Genomic DNA, 21,393 nt, shown 5'->3' with positions numbered 1-21,393 from the left:
TCAGGGCCTGGCTTTGCTTGATCCTCTCAAGTCTAGCGTGAAGGGGAATTCGGCGTTGCGCTGCGCGGTGTCGATCCGTGAAGGACGACCGCCGGGCGTATGACCCATGCGGAAGAAGCGCGCGAGGCGGCGCGATTCGGCCTCGAAGGCGTTCACCGGAAAAGTCTCGTAATGGCGTCCGCCGGGGTGGGCGGCGTGGTACTGGGCGCCGCCGAGCGAGCGCTGCATCCAGGTGTCGACGAGGTCGAACACCAGCGGCGCGTCGACACCGATGGTCGGATGCAGGCAGGACGCCGGCTGCCACGCGCGGTAACGCACCCCGGCGACCGCCTCGCCGACCGTGCCGGTGGGCTGCAGCGGCAGCGCTGCGCCGTTGACCGCCAGCACGTAGCGGTCCGGTGCCATGCCGCTCACCTTGACCTGCAGGCGCTCGAGCGAGGAGTCGACATAGCGCACGGTGGCGCCGGCGGCGCCCTCCTCCCCCATCACGTGCCAGGGCTCGAGCGCGTGGCGCAGTTCGACCTCGATGCCGCGCACAGCGAAGTCGCCGACCTTGGGAAAGCGGAACTCGAAATGCGGCGCGAACCATTCCTCGCGGATCGGCAGGCCGAAGGCGTTCATCTCGGCGATGACGTCGGCGAAATCCTGTTCGACGAAGTGCGGCAGCATGTAGCGGTCGTGCAGCTCGGTGCCCCAACGCACGAGGCGCTCCGGGTTGTACGGCTGTTGCCAGAAGCGCGCGACCAGCCCGCGCAGCAGGAGCTGCTGCGTGAGCGACATGCGCGCGTGCGGCGGCATCTCGAAGGCGCGCAGTTCGAGCAGGCCGTGGCGGCCGGCCGGGCCGTCGGGCGAGTACAGCTTGTCGATGCAGAACTCGGCGCGATGGGTGTTGCCGCTGACGTCGATGAGCAGGTTGCGCAGCAGGCGGTCGACGAGCCAGGGCGGGCATTGCTCGTGACTACCGATCTGCCGCTCCATCTCGCGGAAGGCGATCTCGATCTCGTGGACCGAGTCGTTGCGCGCCTCGTCGATGCGCGGCGCCTGCGAGGTCGGGCCGATGAAGAGGCCGGAGAAGAGATAGGACAGCGAGGGGTGGTTGTGCCAGTAGCCGATCAGGCTCCGGAGCAGGTCGGGGCGGCGCAGGAAGGGCGAGTCGGCGGGGGTCGCGCCGCCGAGCACGAAATGGTTGCCGCCGCCGGTGCCGCTGTGGCGACCGTCGAGCATGAACTTCTCGGTCGACAGGCGGGACTCGCGCGCGGCCTCGTAGAGGAAGGTGGTGCGGTCGACGAGCTCGTCCCACTTCGCGGCCGGGTGGATGTTGACCTCGATCACGCCGGGGTCGGGGGTGATGCTGAAATGCGCCAGGCGCGGATCGGACGGCGGCGCGTAGCCTTCGAGGATGACCGGCTGGCCGAGCGCCGCGGCGGTGTCCTCGACCGCGGTGACGATCGTGAGATAGTCTTCGAGCGCCTCGGTGGGCGGCATGAAGATGTACAGCGTGCCTTCGCGCGGCTGCGCGCACATCGCGGTGCGCGTGATCCACGCGGCGGATTCGTGCCTGGCGGGGACGCGCGCGGCAGCGGCCGCCTCGCGGGCTCTCGCCTCGTCGGCACGGGCGCGCGCCGACTGCTCGCGCAGCTGGTGGCGCAGCTGCGCATGCGTCGCGAGCGGCGGGAAGGCCTGCGACGGATCGGGCTGGTGCAGGTAGGGATAATCCCGCCGGCTGACCCAGGGCTGCGAATCGAGCGGCAGGCGGTAGCCCATCGGCGAATCGCCCGGGGTCAGGTAGCAGCGCTCGGCGCGCAGGAACCACGGCCCGGAGACCCACTGCCCGGCCGGGTCGCGCGCGATCGGCAGCACGGCGCCGACGGCGTTCGGCAGGCCGTGCGCGAACACCCGCATCAGGCGCTCGCGCTCCAGCGGATCGTCGAGCCGCGCGTCGAAGGGATCGACGTTGGCCGGCAGGCGGTGTTCGCGCCACAGGTAGTAGAAGACGTCCTCGAAAGCATCGAACACGTGTTCCGGATCGAGCGCGAGCCGCCCGGCGACACCCGCGAGGAAGCGGTTCGCAGCCGCGGCGTCGGCCCCGGCAGGATTGCGCTCGTCGGCGTAGAGCGCGGCATCGCGCCACATCGGCTCGCCGTCGCGGCGCCAGAAGGCGTTCAGCGACCAGCGTGGCAGCTGCTCGCCGGGATACCACTTCCCTTGGCCGAAGTGCATCAGGCCCCGGGCGCCGTATTTCTCGCGCAGGCGGTGATACAACGCCGCGGCGAACAGGCGCTTGGTGGGCCCCAGCGCCGTGGTGTTCCACTCGTCGTCATCGGGATCGTCGATCGCCACGAAGGTCGGCTCGCCCCCCATCGTCAGACGCACGTCGTGCGCCGCGAGCTGCGCGTCGATCTCGTGGCCGAGCGCCTCGATGCGTGCCCACTGCGCGTCCGTGTAAGGCTTGGTGACGCGCGGCGCCTCCCGGATGCGCTCGACCTTCATCGCGTGCGCGAAATCGCATTCGCAGTCGTCGACGAGGCCGCTGATCGGCGCCGCCGACGAGGGCTCGGGGCTGCATGCGAGCGGGATGTGGCCTTCGCCGGCCAGGAGGCCCGAGGTCGGATCGAGGCCGATCCAGCCCGCGCCCGGCAGATAGACCTCGCACCACGCGTGGAGGTCGGTGAAGTCCGCCTCGGGGCCGCTCGGGCCGTCGAGCGACTTCACGTCGGCGGCGAGCTGGATCAGGTAGCCGGACACGAAGCGCGCCGCCAGCCCCAGGTGACGCAGCAGCTGCGCGAGCAGCCAGGCGGTGTCGCGGCAGGAACCGCTGCCGAGCGCCAGCGTCTCCTCGGGCGTCTGCACGCCGGGTTGGAGGCGGATCACGTAGCCGACGTCCTGCTGCAGCTTCGCGTTCAGGTCGACGAGAAAGTCGATGGTGCGGCGCCTGCCGCGCGGGATCGCCTCCAGGTAAGCGGCGAAGCGTTCCCCCAGCCCCTTGCCGATGCTCATGCGGTGCAGGTAGGGCGCGAGCTCGACGCGCTGCGCCTCGCTGTACGCGAACGGGAAATGATCGGCCTCCGGTTCGAGGAAGAAGTCGAACGGATTCAGCACCGCCATCTCGGCCACGAGATCGACCTCGACGCGGAATTCCCGCGTCGGCTCCGGGAACACGAGGCGCGCGAGGTAGTTGCCCTGCGGATCCTGCTGCCAGTTGATGAAGTGCTTGGCCGGCAGCACCTTCAGCGCATACGACAGGATGCGCGTGCGGCTGTGCGGGCACGGTCGAAGGCGCACGACTTGCGGCCCGAGCCGGACCGGCCGGTCGTACTGATAATGGGTGACGTGGTTCAGGGCGACGTGGATCGACACGCTGGATCTCCGCGGATTGTCGGGGCACCGGGCGAGCCGCTGCGATGCGGCACGCTCACAGCCAGTCGGGGTTGGGCAGTTCGGCGAACGCGTCGCGCAGCCGCTCGCCCCACTGGCCGCGGATCTGCATGTAGTACGCGTGATCCTGGTCGATCGACAGGTGGGACTTCACGGAGAGCGCGTCGCGCTCGACCACGCACAGGTCGAGCGGCAGGCCCACCGACAGGTTTGAGCGGATCGTCGAATCCATCGACACCAGCGCGCACTTGGCCGCGTCGGAAAGCGCGGAGCCGTAGCGCAGCACGCGGTCGATGATCGGTTTGCCGTACTTCGATTCGCCGATCTGGATGTAGGGGGTGTCCTCGGTGGCCTCGATGAAGTTGCCCGCGGCATAGATGTTGAAGAGGCGCGGCGTCTCGCCGTAGATCTGCCCGCCGACGATCAGCGAGGCGTTGAACTCGACGCCGAAGTCGCGCAGCGCCTCGGCATCGCGCCGGTGCACCTCGCGCACGACATCGCCGACGTGGCGTGCGACCTCGAACATGTTCGGCGCGTTGAAGAGGTTGGCCGAATCGGTGAGCGCCAGGCGCTCGCTGACGATGTTCACGATCGACTGGCTCACCGACAGGTTGCCCGACGTCAGCATCACGACGACACGCTCGCCCGGCCGCTGCCAGACGTGCATCTTGCGGAAGGTGTTGATGTGATCGACCCCCGCGTTGGTACGCGAGTCGGAGAGGAAGACCAGCCCCTTTTCGAGGCACATCGCGACACAATAGGTCATGGCATTCGCTCGCTAAGGGGCCACGGGCGGCAGGTGCCGACCGCGGCGGATCAAGGGAGGGTTGGCTCGCCCGGCTCGCCGCCGACGAGGAAGTCGTCGCTGATGCGCGCGCTCAGGTCGCCGATCGCATCGATGAAATCGTCCAGCCACGCGTGCAGCCCGCGCGCGAAGATGTCGTCCATGCGGGCGTAGCGCAGCGCCGCATAGAGCTGGCCGGCGCGGCGCACGGTCTCGTCGGAGCGGCTGTTGCGCACCTTGCCGAGGATCCGGACGATCCCCTCCATGCACGAATGCAGCGCCCGCGGCAGGTCCTCGCGCAGGATCAGCAGTTCCGCGACGCGCTCGGGCGTGATCACGTCGCGATAGACCTTGCGATACACCTCGAACGCCGACACCGAGCGCAGCAACGCGCCCCAGTGGTAGAAATCGCTGGCTTCGCCGAGATCGTCCGCCTCGCCGTGCTGCACGCCGGCGAGACTGTGGTACTTCACGTCGAGGATGCGCGCGGTGTTGTCGGCGCGCTCGAGCAGGGCCCCCAGGTGGATGAACTGGAAGGCCTCGTCGCGCAGCATCGTGCCGAACATCGCCCCGCGCAGCAGCGAGGCGCGCTGCTTCACCCAGTCGAAGAAGGCCGCGATCCCTCCGAGGCAGATCGCGTCGAAGCTCTGGTCGCGCAGTTGCAGCCAGGTCTCGTTGATCGTCTCCCACATCTCCGCCGTCAGCGTGCCGCGCACCGCGCGGGCATTCTCGCGCGCCGCGCGCAGGCAATTGTAGATCGACGACGGCTGCGTCTCGTCGCGCACCATGAAGTGCAGCACTTTCGTCGCCGTGACCTCATCGTGCCGTTTCGCGTACGCAAATTGGAGGCTGTTCAGCGCGATGATGGCGTTCCAGTTGCTGCGCTCGGTCTCGGCGTCATGCGGGACGAGCGACATCTGGTAGGTCACATCGAGCAGACGCGCGAGATTCTCGGCGCGTTCGGAATAACGGGCCATCCAGTAGAGATGATCGGCCGTGCGGCTCAGCATGATCCGGACTCCGGCGCGACGGGCGTGGTCGGGAGGCGGGGACGGAGCCGCTCACGCATGGCCGTTCTCCAGCACCCACGTGTCCTTGGTCCCGCCCCCCTGCGAGGAATTGACCACCAGCGAGCCCTCCCGCAGCGCAACGCGCGTGAGCCCGCCGGACACCAGCGACACCTCCTTGCCCGAGAGCACGAAAGGCCGCAAGTCGATGTGGCGCGGCGCGATGCCGCTCTCGACGTAGGTCGGGCAGGTCGACAAGGCGAGCGTCGGCTGCGCGATGTACTTCTCCGGGTGCGCGCTCAACACCGCGCGGAACCGCTCGATCTCGGCCTTCGTCGCAGCCGGCCCCACCAGCATCCCGTAGCCGCCCGCGCCATGCACCTCCTTGACCACCAGCTCGGACAGGTGCTCCAGCACATGGCGCAGCTTGTCCTTCTCGCGGCAGCGGTAGGTCGGCACGTTGTTGAGGATCGGCTCCTCACCGAGGTAGAAGCGCACCATCTCGCCGACATAGGGGTAGATGGACTTGTCGTCCGCGACGCCGGTGCCGATCGCGTTGCACAGCGTCACCCGCCCCGCGCGGTAAGCCTTCAGCAGGCCGGGCACGCCCAGCAGCGAATCGGGACGGAAAGCGCGCGGATCGAGGAAATCGTCATCGATGCGGCGATAGATCACGTCCACGCGCCTCGGCCCGCGCGTCGTGCGCATGTATACGGCATCGTGATCGATGAAAAGGTCGCGCCCCTCCACCAGTTCGACCCCCATCTGCTGCGCGAGGAAGGAATGCTCGAAGTAGGCGGAGTTGAACGCCCCCGGCGTCATCACGACCACCGTCGGATCCTCCACGCCGGCCGGCGCCACCGCGCGCAGCGTCTCCAGCAGCAGGTCCGGGTAGTGCTCGACCGGCGCGATCTTCTGCTGCGCGAACAGCTCCGGGAAGAGCCGCATCATCATCTTGCGGTTCTCGAGCATGTAGGACACGCCCGACGGCACGCGCAGATTGTCCTCCAGCACGTAGAACTCCCCCGCCCCCGCGCGCACGACATCCACGCCCGCGATATGCGCGTAGATGCCGTTCGGCACCTTGAAGCCCTTCATCTCCGGGCGGAACTGCGCGTTGTCGAGCACCTCGTCGGCGGGGATGCGGCCCGCGCGCAGGATGTCCTGGTCGTTATAGATGTCGTCCAGGAACATGTTCAGCGCCTTCACGCGCTGCTTCAGGCCGGCGCGCAGCGTCTTCCATTCCGCATTGGGGATGATGCGCGGGATGGTGTCGAAGGGGATCAGCCGCTCGGTGCCCGCCTCCTCGCCATACACCGCGAAAGTGATGCCCAGGCGGCGGAACGCAAGATCGGCCTCGGCCCGCTTGCGCGCCATCACGTCCGGCGACAGCCCGCGCGCCCACGCCTCGAACGGAGCGTAGTGCGCGCGCGTCTTCGCATCCGCGTCGTGCATTTCGTCGAAAGACAGCGTCGTCATGATGCCTCGATTCCAGATGCAATTGACCGAACATCGGCGAAGACCGTGCCACGGCGCGCCTCTCCAGGGAAGATACGCAAATTCATGTCATCCGCACGATTTCCGCATAAACAGGCACCAAGCCGGTGCGCGCTCCCGCGCCTTTCGATGTGCAACAGCGATGCGATGCACCGGAAAGCGTCCCCCGGCCCGCCTCACACCACTGCGCGGGGCACCGTGGGACAAGGAGCAATAAACTTCATCCTAGGAAAAAATCGTGCACTCTGCGGCCCCGGATTCGCCCCGCACCAAGCAGGGCCCGGGCGCGGACAACTCAAGGCTCACCGTCGTCTTCGGCGGGATCGTATGCAACGACATTCTCCTGCTCGGCCGGATCGTTGCGCGCAACAATCGCACGTGCCGGCGCGCTGTCGCTGAGATTGAAAGCCTGATGCGGGACATCCGGCGGAATGAAGAGGAACTCCCCGGCCCCGGTCACCACCCGCTCGCGCAGCCCCGGCCCGTAGCGCGTCTCGACGCTCCCCTCCAGCACGTAGATCGCGGTCTCGTAGCCGCGATGACGATGCGGCGCGGCGACGCCTCCGGGGGGAATGACGACCATGTGCATCGACAGGCCGCGGCTGCCGGCCGTTTCGCCCGAGATGCCGACGAAGTAAGGCAGTCGCTGCCGCGTGGCGATTTCGCGATCGGGACGAACGGCCACCACGGTCCGGGAAGGAATCGGGTTCGGGTTCGACATGCGCACTTCCTGCGAGCGACGGCGCGGCGCGAATGCGTCGCAGGCATCGCACCCTGTTCAGGGTAGTCCGCGGAACCGGCGCTGTCGAGAACGCCCCGCCGACGATGCGGACGGGGCGCCCCAAAAGCAACAGGGGCTTGCATCGCTGCAAGCCCCTGCCATGTTTGGTGCTGGTGAGAGGAATCGAACCCCCGACCTACTGATTACGAATCAGTTGCTCTACCAACTGAGCTACACCAGCGAAAGAGGCGAGAATATACCGCACGATTTTTGATCGTACAAGTACCTGTCTCCGGATGATCGCAAATCCCCACCGCCGCTCACTCGACGATCGACGGCGGCGACGAAACCCAGTAATCGGGACGCCCGTAATGGTTCTTCAGGTGGTCGATGAAGAGCCGCACCCGCAGCGCGAGCCGCTTGCGCTGCGGGAACACCGCGTAGATCCCCATCGTCGGCGCGGCAAACTCGTCGAGCACGGTCACGAGGCGCCCGGCGCGCAGGTCGGCGTCGACTTCCCACAGCGAGCGCCAGGCGAGTCCGTCGCCGGCCAGTGCACACTGGTGCAGCACCGCGCCGTCGTTGCATTCGAGCCGCCCGCTGACCTTCACCGTGAGCGTCTCCCCCTTCTCGTCGCAGAACAACCAGCCGCGCTGCTGGCCCAGCGACAGGCAGTTGTGGGCGGCGAGATCCGGCGGCGCCTCGGGCGAGCCGTGGCGGGCCAGATAGGCCGGACTCGCGACCACCACGCGCCGGTTGTCGGCCAGCCGGATCGACACGAGGCTGGAATCGGACAACTCGCCGATGCGGATCGCGCAGTCGATGCCCTCGTTGACCAGATCCACGACGCGGTCGGTGAGATCCAGCGTGCACGACACATCCGCATTCATCTCCAGGAATTCGCGCAGCAGCGGCGCGACATGCAGCCGCCCGAAACCCGCCGGCGCGGACACGCGGATATGGCCGCTCGCCTTGACCCCGCCGAGGCTCACCGAGGCCTCGGCGTTCGCGAGATCGTTGAGGATGCGCTGGCAATCCTCGAGGAAGGCCGCGCCTTCGAAGGTGAGCGAGATGCTGCGCGTCGTGCGCGTCAGCAGCTTCACGCCCAGCCGCTGTTCGAGCGCATCGAGGCGGCGCCCGATCACGGCCGGCGTGACCCCCTCCGCCCGGGCAGCGGCCGACAGGCTACCCCTGGTCGCGACGCCAACGAAGGTTTCGACCTGCTTGAACGCGTCCATTTTGTACTTTTAGTAAAAGATAAATTGACCGTACAGGGTATTCAGTCTTATACAAGAGTTCAATACACTTCATCCTCAACGAAGGGTGGAGGAGACGCTACCCGAAAGTGCAGACGTCCACGTGGCCGGCAGCAATGCCGGCCACGCAAGGCGCGAATTTCAACACCAGGATTCCACATGAAACCCTCCGAGCGCATCCGCGCAGTCGCCTTCGACGCCTTCGGCACGCTGTTCGACGTGTACTCGGTGGGCGCGCTCGCGGAGCAGCTCTTTCCGGGCAAGGGCGAGGCGCTGACCGCGCTGTGGCGCCTGAAGCAGATCGAGTATTCCTTCATCCACACGCTGTCCGGCCGCTACAAGCCTTTTTTCGAAATCACCGGGGACGGCTTGGCGTTTGCGGCAAAGAGGCTGGGGCTGGCGATGAACGACTCGCAGCGCCGCCAGCTGATGAACCAGTACGCCTGCCTGTCGCCCTTCCCCGAAAACCTCGGCGCGCTGCGGGCGCTGCGCGCGCTCGGCATCCCGATGGCGGTGCTGTCGAACGGCACGCTGCAGATGCTCGATGTCGCGATCAAGAGCGCGGGCATGACCGGGCTCTTCGACCACGTCCTGTCGGTGGACGCGGTGCGCCAGTACAAGACGTCCGACGCTGCGTACCAGCTCGGCCCCGACGCCTTCGGCGTGCCGGCGAAGGAAATCCTCTTCGTCTCCTCGAACGGCTGGGATGCGGCCGGCGCGACCTGGTTCGGCTATACGACGTTCTGGATCAACCGCGCCCAGCTGCCGCAGGAAGAGCTCGGCGTGACACCCACCGCCGTCGGCCAGCGCCTCACCGACATCGTCGAATTCGTGCAGTCGCGCTGCGCGCCGGCCTCCCGCTGATGACCGCCGGCGAAATCCTCCTCGTCGGACTGGCGGCCACGATGGCAGGCGCGATGAATTCGGTCGCCGGCGGCGGCACCTTCTTCTCCTTCCCGGCCCTGCTCACGATCGGCGTGCCGCCGGTGGTCGCCAACGCGAGCAACGCGGTCGCACTGTGGCCCGCGAGCCTGTCCGGCGCCTGGGCCTACCGCCGCGAGCTCGCACGCTTCCGCACGGGCCTCGCCGCGCTGTCGCTGGTCGCGCTCGTCGGCGGCATGGCGGGCGGCGTGCTGCTGCTCTCCACCGGGGACGACACCTTCTCGCAGCTGATCCCGTGGCTGCTCCTGACCGCGACCGTGATGTTCGCCGCCAGCGGACGGATCTCCGCACTCCTCGCGCGGCTGCGCCAGCGCCCCGCCGACGGTCCGTCGCACGGCAGCGCAGGCGGCCTGCTGTTCCAGCTCGGCGTGTCGATCTACGGCGGCTTCTTCGGTGCGGGCATGGGCATCGTGATGATCGCCGCGCTCGCGATCCAGGGCCACCGCGACATCCACGACATCAACGCACTCAAGAACTGGCTGTCCGCGATCATCTACAGCGTCGCCGTCGTCACTTTCGTCGTCGCCGGCGCGGTCAGCTGGCCGCACACGCTGGTCATGATCGTCACCGCCGCCATTGGCGGCTACTGGGGGGCGGTCGGTGCCCGCAAGGTCCCGGCCGCGTGGTTGCGCCGTTTCATCATCGGGGTGGGCAGCATCCTCACCACCTACTATTTTCTTAAGACACTCTGACCTAGAGAGCGAGGAATCATGAGCACGAGAATCCAATGCCACCAACTGCAGGTCGACGCCGAGCTGCACCGTTTCATCGAAACCGAAGCCCTGCCGGGAACCGGCATCGACGCCGGCGCGTTCTGGAAGGGGTTCAGCGAGCTCGCTAATGAACTCGCACCGAAGAACCGCGCGCTGCTCGCCGAACGCGACCGCCTGCAGACCGAACTCGACAACTGGCACCGCGCCCACCCCGGCCCGATCCAGGACATGCCGGCCTACCGCGCCTTCCTCGAGAAGATCGGCTACCTGCAGCCGGTGCCGGCGCCGTTCAAGATCACGACCGCGAACGTCGACAGCGAAATCAGCGAACAGGCCGGCCCGCAGCTCGTGGTGCCGATCATGAATGCCCGTTACGCGCTCAACGCCGCGAACGCGCGCTGGGGCAGCCTCTACGACGCGCTGTACGGCACCGACGCGATCCCCTCGGACGGCGGCGCCGAAGCCGGCTCGTCGTACAACCCGGTGCGCGGCGCGCGCGTCATCGCCTTCGGCCGCAACCTGCTCAACCAGGCCGCGCCGCTTGCGCAGGGCGACCACGCGAAGGCCGCCGGCTACACCGTCGAGGGCGGCAAGCTGGTCGTCACGCTGCAGGACGGCTCGAAGACCGGCCTCGCCGACGCCGCGAAGTTCGCCGGCTTCCAGGGTGACGCGGCCGCACCGAAAGCCGTGCTGCTGAAGAACAACGGCCTGCACCTCGAGATCCAGTTCGACCGCAACCACCCGATCGGCAAGACCGACGCCGCCGGCATCAAGGACGTGCTCGTCGAAGCCGCCGTCACGACGATCATGGACTGCGAGGACTCGACCGCCGCGGTCGACGCCGAAGACAAGGTCGTCGTCTATCGCAGCTGGCTGGGCCTGATCACCGGCACCCTCGTCGAGACCTTCGAGAAGGGCGGCAAGATGGTCGAGCGCAAGATGAACCCGGACCGCGAATACACCGCCCCGAACGGCGGCGCGCTCCGTCTGCACGGCCGCTCGCTGCTCTTCATCCGCAACGTCGGCCACCTGATGACCAACCCGGCCATCCTGCTTGCCGACGGCGCCGAGATCCCCGAAGGCATCATGGACGGCGTCGTCACGACGCTGATCTCGATGCGCGACCTGAAGCTCAAGCGCAACTCGCGCACCGGCAGCATGTACATCGTGAAGCCGAAGATGCACGGCCCGGCCGAAGTCGCCTTCGCCTCCGAGCTCTTCGGCCGCGTCGAGCAACTGCTGGGCCTGCCGGCCAACACGATGAAGGTCGGCATCATGGACGAGGAGCGCCGCACCTCGGTGAACCTCGCCGGCTGCATCAAGGCCGCCGAATCGCGCGTCGCCTTCATCAACACCGGCTTCCTCGACCGCACCGGCGACGAGATGCACACCGCGATGGAAGCGGGCCCGATGATCCGCAAGGGCGACATGAAGACCTCCGCGTGGATCCAGGCCTACGAGCGCCAGAACGTGCTGGTCGGCCTCGACTGCGGCCTGCGCGGCAAGGCGCAGATCGGCAAGGGCATGTGGGCGATGCCGGACCTGATGGCCGAGATGCTCAAGCAGAAGATCGGCCACCCGAAAGCCGGCGCCACGACCGCGTGGGTGCCCTCGCCCACCGGCGCGACCCTGCATGCGCTGCACTACCATCAGGTGGATGTCCATGCCGTGCAGCAGGAGATGGAGAAGATCAGCCTCGCCGCCGAGCGCGACACCCTCCTCACCAACCTGCTGACGGTGCCGGTCGCGGCCTCCGCGAACTGGAGCGCGACCGAGATCCAGCAGGAACTCGACAACAACACCCAGGGCATCCTCGGCTACGTCGTGCGCTGGATCGATCAGGGCGTGGGCTGCTCGAAGGTGCCGGACATCAACAACATCGGCCTGATGGAAGACCGCGCGACGCTGCGCATCTCCAGCCAGCACATCGCCAACTGGCTGCGCCACGGCGTGACCACCGAGGCGCAGGTCACGGAAACCTTCAAGCGCATGGCCGTGGTGGTCGACCAGCAGAACGCCGGCGATCCGCTGTACCAGCCGATGGCGCCCGACTTCGACAAGTCGGTGGCCTTCCAGGCCGCGAAGGACCTCGTGTTCAAGGGCTGCGCGCAACCGAGCGGCTACACCGAGCCGCTGCTGCACAAGTGGCGCCAGGTGAAGAAGGCGCAACGCTGAGTCGCGCCGCGGGCCGCTCCGGCGGCCCCGACACCAGGGACGGCACCGCAGACGCGGTGCCGTTTTCGTTTCCGCCCGCTCAGGTCGCGAGCGGCAACAGCAGCCCCTGGGCGCATTCGACCACTGCGTCCGGAAACGGCTGCGAACGGCGCGTTTCGGGGTTCAGGCACACCACGGTGAACTCGCAAATCGCGCACACTTCGCCGTTCTCCGTGTTCGTGAGTTCGTGGCGGAAGCGCAGCACCTTCTCGCGCATCTCGACGACCCCGGTACGCACGACGATGGTGTCGCCCGGGTACAGCTCCTTCTTGTAGCTGATGTTCTGCTGCACCGCGGCCAGCTTGAACTCGCCGCTGCGCAGCCGCGACGGGCTCAGTCCGAGCATCCCGTAAAACTGCCAGCAGGCCGCATCGAAAAACTCCATGTAGGCACGCACGTTGATGTGCCCCATGTGATCCCGCTGCCATTCATGCGCCGTGCCGCGCGCCGTCTCCACCATCGCCATGCCGGTCTCCTTGTCCTTGCGAATTGTTGGAAAGCGAACGATAGGCCCCGACGCGGCGCCAGGGCAATAGCGGCATTCGACCCGTATGCTCGGGTATCATTCGCTGCACCGCACAATTCCTGATTCCCTGCATGGACATCATCACCGACATCATCCTGCGCGCCGGCCGCTCCGCCGTCGAACTCGCGCTGTTCGTCCTGCTGCCGGTGATGGTCGTGATGCTGTCGCTGATGCGCCTGCTCGAAGCGAAGGGCGTGCTCGACCGCTTCGTGCACGCGCTGGCCCCGCTGCTGCGTCCCGCCGGACTCACCGGCCTGGGCGTTTTCGCCGCCCTGCAGATCAACTTCGTCAGTTTCGCCGCGCCGATCGCAACGCTGACGATGATGGAAAGTCGCGGCGCCTCCGACCGCCATCTGGCGGCAACGCTGGCGATGGTGATGGCGATGTCGCAGGCCAACGCGGCCTTTCCGATGATCGCGATGGGGCTCGATTTCGGCCTCACGCTCGCGCTGTCGGTCGTCGGCGGCCTCGTTGCCGCGGCCGTCACCTACCACGGCTTCGGCCGCGGACTGTCGGCCAGCGAAGGTCCGGTGGACGAGACCCTGCACCACCGTGTCGCCGAAGACGCCAAGGGCGTGCTCGACGTCATCAACCGTGCCGGCGCGGAAGCCTTCAAGATCGCCGTCGGCGCGATTCCCATGCTCGTGCTCGCACTCGTCGCGGTGATGGCGCTGCGTTCGAGCGGCGCGGTGGATCTCCTCACCCGTGCACTCGCGCCGGTGCTCGCTGCCGTATCGATCGACCCGGCGCTGATCCTGCCGACCCTGACCAAGTACATCGGCGGCGGCACGGCGATGATGGGCGTGATGGACGACATGCTGCGGGACGGCACCGCGAGCGTCGCGATGCTGAACCGCAGCGCCGGCTTCCTCATTCACCCGCTGGACGTCCCGGGCGTCGCCGTGCTCATCTCCGCCGGCAGGCGCGTCGCCGGCGTCTGGAAGCCGGCTGCGGTGGGCGCGGGCGTGGGCATCCTCGCGCGCACCGTCGGTCACGTATGGCTCGCGTGAGCCGCCGGACGCCGCGTCAGAACTCCAGTGTCAGGCTGACCCAGTAGCGCGGATCGAGAAACTGCGGCGGTGCAAAATCCGGGTCGTGACGATCCGCCCCGCGCCGCCTGAACTCCGCGCGCCTGCCCTCGATGCCCTGCCCGGTCAGGGCCACCTCGCCACGTGTCGGGCCGGCCCGGAACGGGTAGGCGAGGCGCACGTCCGTGCGATCGAAGGGGTCGACCGAGGTGCCGGCCGTCCACTGGAAGCGCCCGTAGCGGAAGTGCGCGATCGACATCTGCGCCCCGCCCGGCAACTCCTGCGTCCAGCGCAGCACCGTCGCCCTGGTCGGCGCCGAGTGGTTCATGTGACGCTCGGCGTTGCGCGCGGTCTGTGCGTTCAACGCGAACACCTGCTCGTTCACACGGGAATCGATGTGGGTGAAGGTCTGGTTGAGCGTGAACTCGCTGCCCTGCCGCGGGCGCCAGCGCAGCACGTATTCGGCGCCGCGAATGTCGAGATCCTGCCCGTTGATGAAGTCCGTATAGCTCCCGCAAACACGCGGCCTCTTGAGCAGGCCGAGCACTTCGCACTGCGGCGGCACCAGCGCCCGCGGCACCGACAGGATGCGATCGCTGACCTTCTCCTGAAAGGCCCGGACATCGACGAACAGCCCCTGCTCGCGGAAATCCCCCAGATAGCCGATCTCGGCGACGTCGATGCGCTCCTGGTCGACGTCGCCGCTCGCCATGCGCTCGATTTCCAGCGGAATCACACCGAACGGCCGCCCGGCGTTCACCGCGCCGTAGATCTCGCGCGATCTCGCTTCGGTGAGGGAAGGAATGCGGTGCGCGCGCGAAAGACCGGTACGCAGCGTCTGGCGCGACGACAGGTGATAGTTCACCGCCAGGCGTGGGGCAAGCGAGGTATCCGAGAGCGAGTCGTTCTCCCAGGTCAGACCCAGGTTGGTCGTCCACGCCTCCGACGGCCGCCACTCGAAATTGCCGAACAGGCGATTCACGTGCTGCCGCACGGCGTCGCCACCGCGCCCGTAGAATTGCTGACCGCGAACGGCGTCATGGCGCGCCCCCGCGCCCCACACGAGCCGGGTCTCGGGTGAGGGCACCATCGTGTGCTGGAGCTCGAGCTCGTCGCGCGTCGTGCTCGTGTGGTAGTCGATGAACAGGCTCAGGCCTTTCTCGCGCGCAAAAAAGGCGTCGTCGTACACCTCGTTCGAACGCGTGTAGCGCGCGGACAGGGAGCCGCCGTCGGACAGGTTGCGCGTCCAGCCGAAGGAGAGGAACTCCTTGACCGCCTTCTGCTCGCGCGGCGGATTGGTGGGGGCGTCGATGAAGCCCGTGCGCAGCGCCATCTCCACGTTGCCGGCCTGCACCTGCAGTTCGTCGGCGCCCCCCAGGGGGATATCCGCGCGCAGATTCACCCGCCGGTTCTCGCGACGGTCGTCGAAATCCTTCACGCCGTCGTCGCGGGTACTCTCGGCGCTCACGCGCACCGCGGCATCGCCGATGCGCATGCCCGCGCGCACGTGCCGGTCCGCAACGCCGTCGTTGCCTTGCCCGACGCGCACGCGCACCCCGCGAGTATCGGCCGCGGCCCGCGTCACGACATTCACGACGCCGAGGAAGGCATTCGAGCCGTAGGCGGCGGAGTTGGAACCCCGAATCACCTCGATGCGCTCGATCTCGTCCAGGGAGACGTCGATCAGGTTCCACGCGATGCCGCCGAAGAACAGCGGGCTATACTGCGAGCGCCCGTCGATCAGGACCTGCAAGCCGCGGGTATTCCGGTCGGTCATGCCGTGGTAGACCGCGCTGGGGGCCCCGAACTCCGAGTGCGCAACGAGAAAGCCCGGCACCAGGCGCAGCAGGTCCGCGAGATCCCGGGCGCCCGAGGTGCGTATCGTCTCGGCATCGATGACGGTGACCGAGCCCGGCGCGTCGCGCAAGGGCTGCGCGAGCCGCGACACCGAAAGCACGACGGGCAGCTCATCGAAGAAGGGGTCCTCGGTCACCCGGGCAAGCGGGCCGATCTCATTTGCCCCCACGGCCGGGCCCGCGAGCACGGCCATCAAGGCCACCGAAGCGTTTCTTACCCCCATCACGACCCCGTTCGATTTCCGGACTGCGTTATTGCGCCGCCATTGTTTGTGCAGTGCGAAGCGATGGTACCCACAGGGGGAACCTTCCCGCAATCCCGCCTGCACGGCGCATGTCCGTTCGCGGCGCCATGCCGGACGCCACGCTCATCATTGAGGCAGAATTATTTCACATGGCGATGCAACATTTCGCATGACAGGTATCGAGCCTGCCCAAAATGGGGCTAAATCACCCATCATCGATCCGATACCGCTGTGCCGGCTGCCCGGTGGCACCCAACGAATCCCGCCCCGCATGCCGGTATCAGACACTAGAATGACAGTCATTTGCTCGACGGGGCCCCTGCAAGCCAATGATCGGCGGACTCACCCTCCTTCTCGTGTTCCAACTGGTCGGCGAAGCCCTCGTCCGCGGCCTGAGCCTCCCGATTCCCGGCCCGGTCATCGGCATGGGCCTCCTGTTCATCGCCCTGGTGCTGCGCGGCGGCCCGAACGAGCAGTTGCGCGGCACCGCGACGGGCATCCTGCAGCACTTTTCGCTGCTGTTCGTCCCGGCCGGCACCGGCGTGATGCTCCACTTCCACCGCCTCGCCGACGAATGGCTGCCGCTCACGGTCGCACTGGTCGCGAGCACGCTGCTGTCGATCGCCGTGTCCGCACTGCTCCTCCAGGCGCTGTCCCGCCACGCCAGACACCGCGAGGACCGGCCATGAGACCCGCGCTCGGCGAAATCTGGGTCTACCTGGCGACGACCCCTCTGCTCGGCCTGACCCTCACGCTGCTCGCCTACCAGGGCGCCTTCTGGGTGTACCGGCGCGCGAACCACCACCCGCTGCTCAATCCGGTGATGGTCGCCGTGACCGTCCTCGTGCTCGTGCTGACGCTCACCGGCACGCCCTACCAAACCTACTTCGACGGCGCGCAATTCGTGCACTTCCTCCTCGGCCCGGCGACCGTCGCGCTGGCCATCCCGCTTTATGCGCAGTGGGAACGCCTCAAGGGCATGCTGCTGCCGCTGCTCGTGAGCCTGGCTGCCGGCTCGCTCACGGCCGCCCTGTCGGCCGTCGGCATCGCGGCGCTGCTCGGCGCGAGCCGCGAATCGGTGATGTCCATGGCGCCCAAGAGCGTCACGATGCCGATCGCGATGGGCGTCGCCGAGCGCCTCGGCGGGCTGCCCTCGCTGACCGCGGTGCTGGTGATGAGCACCGGCATCCTCGGCGCCGTCTGCGCCCGCTACATCTACCGCATCCTGCACGTCGACGACTACGCCGTGCGCGGCTTCGCGGTCGGCCTCGCCTCGCACGGCATCGGCACGGCACGCGCCTTCCAGGTGAACGAGCAGGCCGGCGCGTTCGCCGCGCTGGCGATGGGGCTCAACGGCCTGCTGACCGCGCTGATGCTGCCATGGCTCCTGCCCTGGCTGGAATCACTCCTGCCCTGATCGCCCGCCCCTTCGCATTCCCTTCCCCTGACCGAGCCCGACGGAATCCGCCCCCGATGACCGCCCTGCTTCGCTGGTTCGACCGCACCATCCTCGAACTCGGCCGCGAGATGCGCCTCTCCTACCTGCCGCCGCTGATGGTCTATGTCGCGGCGGGTGTCTCCGGCCTCACCGGCATCGTCGGCACCTTCTTCGTCAAGGACTACCTCGGCCTGTCGGCGTCCTTCCTCGCCGCGCTGGGCTTCTGGGCCGGCATCCCGTGGGCGCTCAAGATGCCCATCGGCCATCTCGTGGACCTCCTGTGGCGCCACAAGGCCGGCCTCGTCTATCTCGGCGCCTCCCTCATCGCCGCGAGCCTCGCGATCATGATCGGACTGATCGGCAATCCCGCCGCGATGCGTCAGCTGATGTCGGCCGAAGCCTGGTTCGTGCTGTCCACGCTGCTCGCACCGGTCGGCTACGTGATGCAGGACGCCGTCGCCGATGCGATGACCGTCGAGGCCGTACCGCGCCTCGACGCCGACGGAGCCCCGTTCCCCGAGGAGACCGTGCGCCTGATGCACACGACGATGCAGATGCTCGGCCGCGTCGCCATCATCGGTGGCACGGTGCTCGTGTCGCTCGCCAACGTCGCGATGTTCGAGGGCAGCGAAGCCCTGCCGGAAGCCGAAAAGGTCGCAATCTACGTGCGCATCTACGAATACGCGCTGGTGATCCCGCTGCTCTCGGTGAGCGGCGTGCTCCTCTCGGGCATCCTCAAGCGCCGCGAAGCCCGGCGCCTCGCGCGCCTCGGGTACGACGCGGCTGCGATCGACCGCCTCGTGCACGCCCCCGAGCAGGCGACCACCCCCAACTGGTGGATCCTCGGCGGCAGCGCCGCCTTCGTCGCGCTCACGCTCGCGGTCGGCCTGTCCGGCCTCGGCTACGGCCAGGAGCTGATCTTCGGCGCATCCTTCGTGATCATCGGCGTGATGATCTTCCGCCTGGTGCGCGAACTGGCGGACGACGCCCGCCGCACGCTGCTCGGCACCATCATCGTGATCTTCGTCTTCCGCGCCATGCCGGGACCGGGCGCGGGCGCGAGCTGGTGGATGATCGACGAGCTCGGCTTCGACCAGAGCTTCCTGTCGCGGCTCGACCTCATCACCAGCGCACTGACGCTCGCCGGGCTCTTCATCTTCCGCCGCTTCATGGCGGAAAAGTCGATCGCGCAGATCGTGATCTTCCTGACCGTCGCCGGCACGCTGCTGTCGCTGCCTCTCCTCGGCATGTTCCACGGCCTGCACGCGTGGACCGCGGCGGCGACGGGCGGATTCGTCGACGCGCGCTTCATCGCCATCGCCAACACCGCGCTCGAATCGCCGCTCGGACAGGTGTCGATGGTGCCGATGCTCGCGTGGATCGCGAACTCCGCGCCGCCGCACCTCAAGGCGACCTTCTTCGCGGTGATGGCCTCGTTCACGAACCTCGCCCTGTCCGCCTCGCAGCTCGGCACCAGGTACCTCAACGAGATCTACACGATCACCCGCGAGGTGCACGACGCCGCGAGCGGCACCGTCACGGTGCCGGCGAACTACGCCGAGCTCGGCCAGCTCCTCGTGGCGGTCCTGCTGCTGGGCTTCGCACTGCCCCTGCTGGCGATCGCCGCGACGCGCCTGCTCGGCCTGCGCAGCGCATGAGCATAGGCGCGAAACCGTTGCGCCGCCGTCGCGACAGGGGGAAACTGCGAGTCAAAGGCCACGTGAGGACAAGTCCATGACACCCGCTTCGGTTCACGACATCCGCAACCTCGCCCTGCTGGGCCACGCCGGCTGCGGCAAGACCACCCTGCTCGAAGCCCTGCTCGTCGCCTCCGGTACCATCGGCGCCGCCGGCACGATCGAACGCGGCGACACCGTCAGCGATTTCGACCCCCAGGAAAAGGCGATGGGGCATTCGCTGTCGACTTCGCTCGCGCACCTGGAATGGGCCGGGCACTGGGTCAATCTCCTCGACACCCCGGGACTGCCCGACCTCGCCGGCCGCGCGCTGACCGCGCTGCCCGCGGTCGAGACCGCCGCGGTGCTGGTCAGTGCCTCGTCCGGCATCGAGAGCGGCACGCGCCGCATGATGGAAGCCGGCCGCGACAAGTGCCGCCTCGTCGTCGTGTCGAAAATCGACGCCGCCACGCCGGCTTCGCTCGCGGCCCTGCTCGAGGACCTGTGCGCCACCTTCGGGCGCGAGTGCCTGCCGATCAACCTGCCGTCCGCGAGCGGCGATTCGGTCATCGACTGCTTCTTCACCCCCGACACGGGCCGCGAACCGGCGTTTTCGTCGGTCTCCGCCGCGCACGACAGCATCGTCGACCAGGTCGTCGAGCTCGACGAAGCCCTGATGGCGAGCTACCTCGAACAGGGCGAATCGCTCGACCCGGAGCAGCTCCACGCCCCCTTCGAGCAAGCCCTGCGCGAAGGCCACCTGATCCCGGTGTGCTTCGTCTCTGCACGCACCGGCGCCGGCGTGAAGGAGCTGCTCGACATCCTCGGCCGCCTCATGCCCGATCCGACCGAAGGCAACCCGCCGCGCTTCCTCAAGGGCGAAGGCGCCGCTGCGCAGGCAGTCGAGGTCGCGACCGATCCGGACCGCCATGTCGTCGCGCACGTGTTCCAGGTCGCCAACGACCCCTACCGCGGCAAGCTGGGCCTCTTCCGCATCCACCAGGGACGCATCGGCCCCAACACCCAACTCTACATCGGCGACAGCCGCAAGCCCTTCAAGGTCTCGCACCTGTTGCGCCTGCAGGGCAAGAACCAGGTCGAAACGCCCCTGGGCGTGCCCGGCGACATCTGCGCGGTCGCCCGCGTGGACGACATCCACCCCGACGCGGTGCTGCACGACTCGCACGACGAGGACAACTTCCATCTCGCGCCCGCCAGCTATCCGCAGCCGGTCTTCGGCCTCGCGCTGATCCCGCAGAAGCACGGCGACGAGCAGAAGCTCGCCGAAGCGCTCGCGCGCCTGCTCGACGAGGATCCCTGCCTCGAAGTCGGCTTCGACCACCAGGCCCGCCAGACCGTCGTGCGCGGCCTGGGCGAGCTGCACCTGAAGATCATCCTCGAACAGCTGCGCGCACGCTGGAACCTGCAGTTCGACACCGCCACGCCCTCGGTTCCCTACCGCGAGACGATCAACGGCACGGCCGAGGCGCGCTACCGGCACAAGAAGCAGAGCGGCGGCGCCGGCCAGTTCGGCGAGGTCGCGCTGCGCGTCGAATCGCTGCCGCGCGGCACGGGCATCGAGCTCGGCAACGAGGTCAAGGGCGGGGCGATCCCGACCAACTTCCTGCCGGCGGTCGAGAAGGGCGTGCGCCAGGCGCTGGCCGAAGGGGCACTGGCCGGCTTCCCGGTGCAGGACGTGCGCGTCGTGCTGGTCGACGGCAAGTCCCACGCCGTCGACTCGAACGAGGTGTCCTTCGTCACGGCGGGTCGGCACGCGACGCTCGAGGCGCTGCTCGACGCCCGGCCGGTCGTGCTGGAACCACTCGTCAGCGTCACGGTGAAGGTCGCCGACAGCAACTTCGGCGAAGTCAGCGCCGAGTTCGCCGGCCGGCGCGGCCACCTGACGACGACGGAAAGCCCGGCGAGCGGCGTCACGCTGCTCACCGCGACCCTGCCGCTCGCAGAGATGGAAGGCTTCGAGGCCCGCCTGAAGGCGATCTGCGCCGGCGAGAGCGAGTTCTCGATGACCGCTGCCGGCTACGAGCCCGCTCCGCAGGACGTGCAGCAGCGTCTCGCCAAGGCCTGGAGCGGCCACGGCAACGGCCAGTAGGGCCG

At 68.0% G+C, this 21,393-nt stretch carries 16 protein-coding genes and 1 tRNA gene; 8 read left to right on the top strand and 9 right to left on the bottom strand.

All coding sequences use genetic code 11. The annotated features are described in order from the left end of the window. From GPA22_RS11320 to GPA22_RS11290, 7 genes are all read right to left on the bottom strand, one after another. Nucleotides 1-3,357, bottom strand: coding sequence for a transglutaminase family protein (locus tag GPA22_RS11320; RefSeq protein ID WP_169256176.1), 3,357 nt, complete (start codon nt 3,355-3,357; stop codon nt 1-3). 55 nt (nt 3,358-3,412) lie between these two features. Then, nucleotides 3,413-4,141: a proteasome-type protease gene (locus GPA22_RS11315; RefSeq protein WP_169256175.1), complete on the bottom strand. Its 729-nt coding sequence runs from the start codon at nt 4,139-4,141 to the stop codon at nt 3,413-3,415. A 50-nt stretch (nt 4,142-4,191) separates the two neighbouring features. Next, a complete protein-coding gene (locus tag GPA22_RS11310) occupies nt 4,192-5,169 on the bottom strand; it encodes an alpha-E domain-containing protein (protein ID WP_169256174.1) in 978 nt (325 codons plus the stop codon). 51 nt (nt 5,170-5,220) lie between these two features. After that, nucleotides 5,221-6,645 carry a circularly permuted type 2 ATP-grasp protein gene (locus GPA22_RS11305; RefSeq protein ID WP_169256173.1) on the bottom strand — a complete coding sequence of 475 codons (1,425 nt, stop codon included), beginning with the start codon at nt 6,643-6,645 and terminating at the stop codon, nt 5,221-5,223. Between the two features lie 313 nt (nt 6,646-6,958). Then, nucleotides 6,959-7,384: a cupin domain-containing protein gene (locus tag GPA22_RS11300; RefSeq protein WP_169256172.1), complete on the bottom strand. Its 426-nt coding sequence runs from the start codon at nt 7,382-7,384 to the stop codon at nt 6,959-6,961. A 165-nt stretch (nt 7,385-7,549) separates the two neighbouring features. Next, a tRNA-Thr gene (locus GPA22_RS11295) sits at nt 7,550-7,625 on the bottom strand. A 79-nt stretch (nt 7,626-7,704) separates the two neighbouring features. Beyond that, nucleotides 7,705-8,622: a LysR family transcriptional regulator gene (locus GPA22_RS11290; RefSeq protein ID WP_169256171.1), complete on the bottom strand. Its 918-nt coding sequence runs from the start codon at nt 8,620-8,622 to the stop codon at nt 7,705-7,707. A gap of 177 nt (nt 8,623-8,799) precedes the next feature. On the opposite strand from GPA22_RS11290, the gene GPA22_RS11285 reads away from it, so the two are divergent. From GPA22_RS11285 to GPA22_RS11275, 3 genes are read left to right on the top strand one after another with little or no spacing between them, the layout of a single operon-like run. Further along, on the top strand, nt 8,800-9,504 hold the full coding sequence (locus GPA22_RS11285; protein WP_169256170.1) for a haloacid dehalogenase type II: 705 nt from the start codon (nt 8,800-8,802) through the stop codon (nt 9,502-9,504). Then, nucleotides 9,504-10,274, top strand: coding sequence for a sulfite exporter TauE/SafE family protein (locus GPA22_RS11280; protein WP_169256169.1), 771 nt, complete (start codon nt 9,504-9,506; stop codon nt 10,272-10,274). The genes GPA22_RS11285 and GPA22_RS11280 overlap by 1 nt, the downstream gene beginning before the upstream one ends. A gap of 18 nt (nt 10,275-10,292) precedes the next feature. Continuing rightward, nucleotides 10,293-12,470 (top strand): malate synthase G, encoded by a 2,178-nt coding sequence (locus GPA22_RS11275; RefSeq protein ID WP_169256168.1) that lies wholly within the window; start codon nt 10,293-10,295, stop codon nt 12,468-12,470. Nucleotides 12,471-12,549: 79 nt separating this feature from the next. On the opposite strand, the gene GPA22_RS11270 is transcribed toward GPA22_RS11275, so the two are convergent. Further along, nucleotides 12,550-12,975 carry an acyl-CoA thioesterase gene (locus GPA22_RS11270; protein WP_169256167.1) on the bottom strand — a complete coding sequence of 142 codons (426 nt, stop codon included), beginning with the start codon at nt 12,973-12,975 and terminating at the stop codon, nt 12,550-12,552. Between the two features lie 131 nt (nt 12,976-13,106). On the opposite strand from GPA22_RS11270, the gene GPA22_RS11265 reads away from it, so the two are divergent. Further along, nucleotides 13,107-14,045: a nucleoside recognition domain-containing protein gene (locus GPA22_RS11265; protein ID WP_169256166.1), complete on the top strand. Its 939-nt coding sequence runs from the start codon at nt 13,107-13,109 to the stop codon at nt 14,043-14,045. Nucleotides 14,046-14,061: 16 nt separating this feature from the next. Here the strand turns inward: GPA22_RS11265 and GPA22_RS11260 are convergent, their stop codons facing one another. Further along, the gene (locus tag GPA22_RS11260; protein WP_169256165.1) at nt 14,062-16,143 is read right to left on the bottom strand and encodes a TonB-dependent receptor plug domain-containing protein; all 2,082 of its coding nucleotides are present in this window, start codon (nt 16,141-16,143) and stop codon (nt 14,062-14,064) included. A 350-nt stretch (nt 16,144-16,493) separates the two neighbouring features. On the opposite strand from GPA22_RS11260, the gene GPA22_RS11255 reads away from it, so the two are divergent. The 4 genes from GPA22_RS11255 (at nt 16,494) to fusA (ending at nt 21,388) form a co-directional block, all read left to right on the top strand. Then, on the top strand, nt 16,494-16,853 hold the full coding sequence (locus GPA22_RS11255) for a CidA/LrgA family protein (protein WP_169256164.1): 360 nt from the start codon (nt 16,494-16,496) through the stop codon (nt 16,851-16,853). Beyond that, on the top strand, nt 16,850-17,581 hold the full coding sequence (locus tag GPA22_RS11250) for an LrgB family protein (protein ID WP_169256163.1): 732 nt from the start codon (nt 16,850-16,852) through the stop codon (nt 17,579-17,581). The genes GPA22_RS11255 and GPA22_RS11250 overlap by 4 nt, the downstream gene beginning before the upstream one ends. A 56-nt stretch (nt 17,582-17,637) precedes the next feature. Beyond that, complete coding sequence (locus tag GPA22_RS11245) at nt 17,638-19,260, top strand: MFS transporter (RefSeq protein WP_169256162.1); 1,623 nt, start codon at nt 17,638-17,640, stop codon at nt 19,258-19,260. Nucleotides 19,261-19,336: 76 nt separating this feature from the next. Then, nucleotides 19,337-21,388, top strand: a complete 2,052-nt coding sequence (gene fusA / locus GPA22_RS11240; RefSeq protein WP_169256161.1) for an elongation factor G — start codon at nt 19,337-19,339, stop codon at nt 21,386-21,388. The last annotated feature ends 5 nt before the right edge of the window (nt 21,389-21,393 follow it).

Origin of the sequence: Aromatoleum toluvorans, from assembly GCF_012910905.1 — a bacterium.
GTDB classification, from domain to species: Bacteria; Pseudomonadota; Gammaproteobacteria; order Burkholderiales; family Rhodocyclaceae; genus Aromatoleum; species Aromatoleum toluvorans.
Note: the sequence above shows the minus strand (reverse complement) of the source record. Positions and strands in the feature narration are given on the sequence as shown.

Bases quoted from the DNA above. Each gene is read 5' to 3' on its own strand.
- GPA22_RS11305 (WP_169256173.1), bottom strand. From the start codon at position 6,645: ATGACGACGCTGTCTTTCGACGAAATGCACGACGCGGATGCGAAGACG.
- GPA22_RS11260 (WP_169256165.1), bottom strand. From the start codon at position 16,143: ATGGGGGTAAGAAACGCTTCGGTGGCCTTGATGGCCGTGCTCGCGGGC.
- GPA22_RS11315 (WP_169256175.1), bottom strand. From the start codon at position 4,141: ATGACCTATTGTGTCGCGATGTGCCTCGAAAAGGGGCTGGTCTTCCTC.
- GPA22_RS11275 (WP_169256168.1), top strand. From the start codon at position 10,293: ATGAGCACGAGAATCCAATGCCACCAACTGCAGGTCGACGCCGAGCTG.
- GPA22_RS11310 (WP_169256174.1), bottom strand. From the start codon at position 5,169: ATGCTGAGCCGCACGGCCGATCATCTCTACTGGATGGCCCGTTATTCC.
- GPA22_RS11255 (WP_169256164.1), top strand. From the start codon at position 16,494: ATGATCGGCGGACTCACCCTCCTTCTCGTGTTCCAACTGGTCGGCGAA.
- GPA22_RS11245 (WP_169256162.1), top strand. From the start codon at position 17,638: ATGACCGCCCTGCTTCGCTGGTTCGACCGCACCATCCTCGAACTCGGC.
- GPA22_RS11285 (WP_169256170.1), top strand. From the start codon at position 8,800: ATGAAACCCTCCGAGCGCATCCGCGCAGTCGCCTTCGACGCCTTCGGC.
- GPA22_RS11270 (WP_169256167.1), bottom strand. From the start codon at position 12,975: ATGGCGATGGTGGAGACGGCGCGCGGCACGGCGCATGAATGGCAGCGG.
- GPA22_RS11265 (WP_169256166.1), top strand. From the start codon at position 13,107: ATGGACATCATCACCGACATCATCCTGCGCGCCGGCCGCTCCGCCGTC.
- GPA22_RS11280 (WP_169256169.1), top strand. From the start codon at position 9,504: ATGACCGCCGGCGAAATCCTCCTCGTCGGACTGGCGGCCACGATGGCA.
- GPA22_RS11300 (WP_169256172.1), bottom strand. From the start codon at position 7,384: ATGTCGAACCCGAACCCGATTCCTTCCCGGACCGTGGTGGCCGTTCGT.
- GPA22_RS11290 (WP_169256171.1), bottom strand. From the start codon at position 8,622: ATGGACGCGTTCAAGCAGGTCGAAACCTTCGTTGGCGTCGCGACCAGG.
- GPA22_RS11250 (WP_169256163.1), top strand. From the start codon at position 16,850: ATGAGACCCGCGCTCGGCGAAATCTGGGTCTACCTGGCGACGACCCCT.
- fusA (WP_169256161.1), top strand. From the start codon at position 19,337: ATGACACCCGCTTCGGTTCACGACATCCGCAACCTCGCCCTGCTGGGC.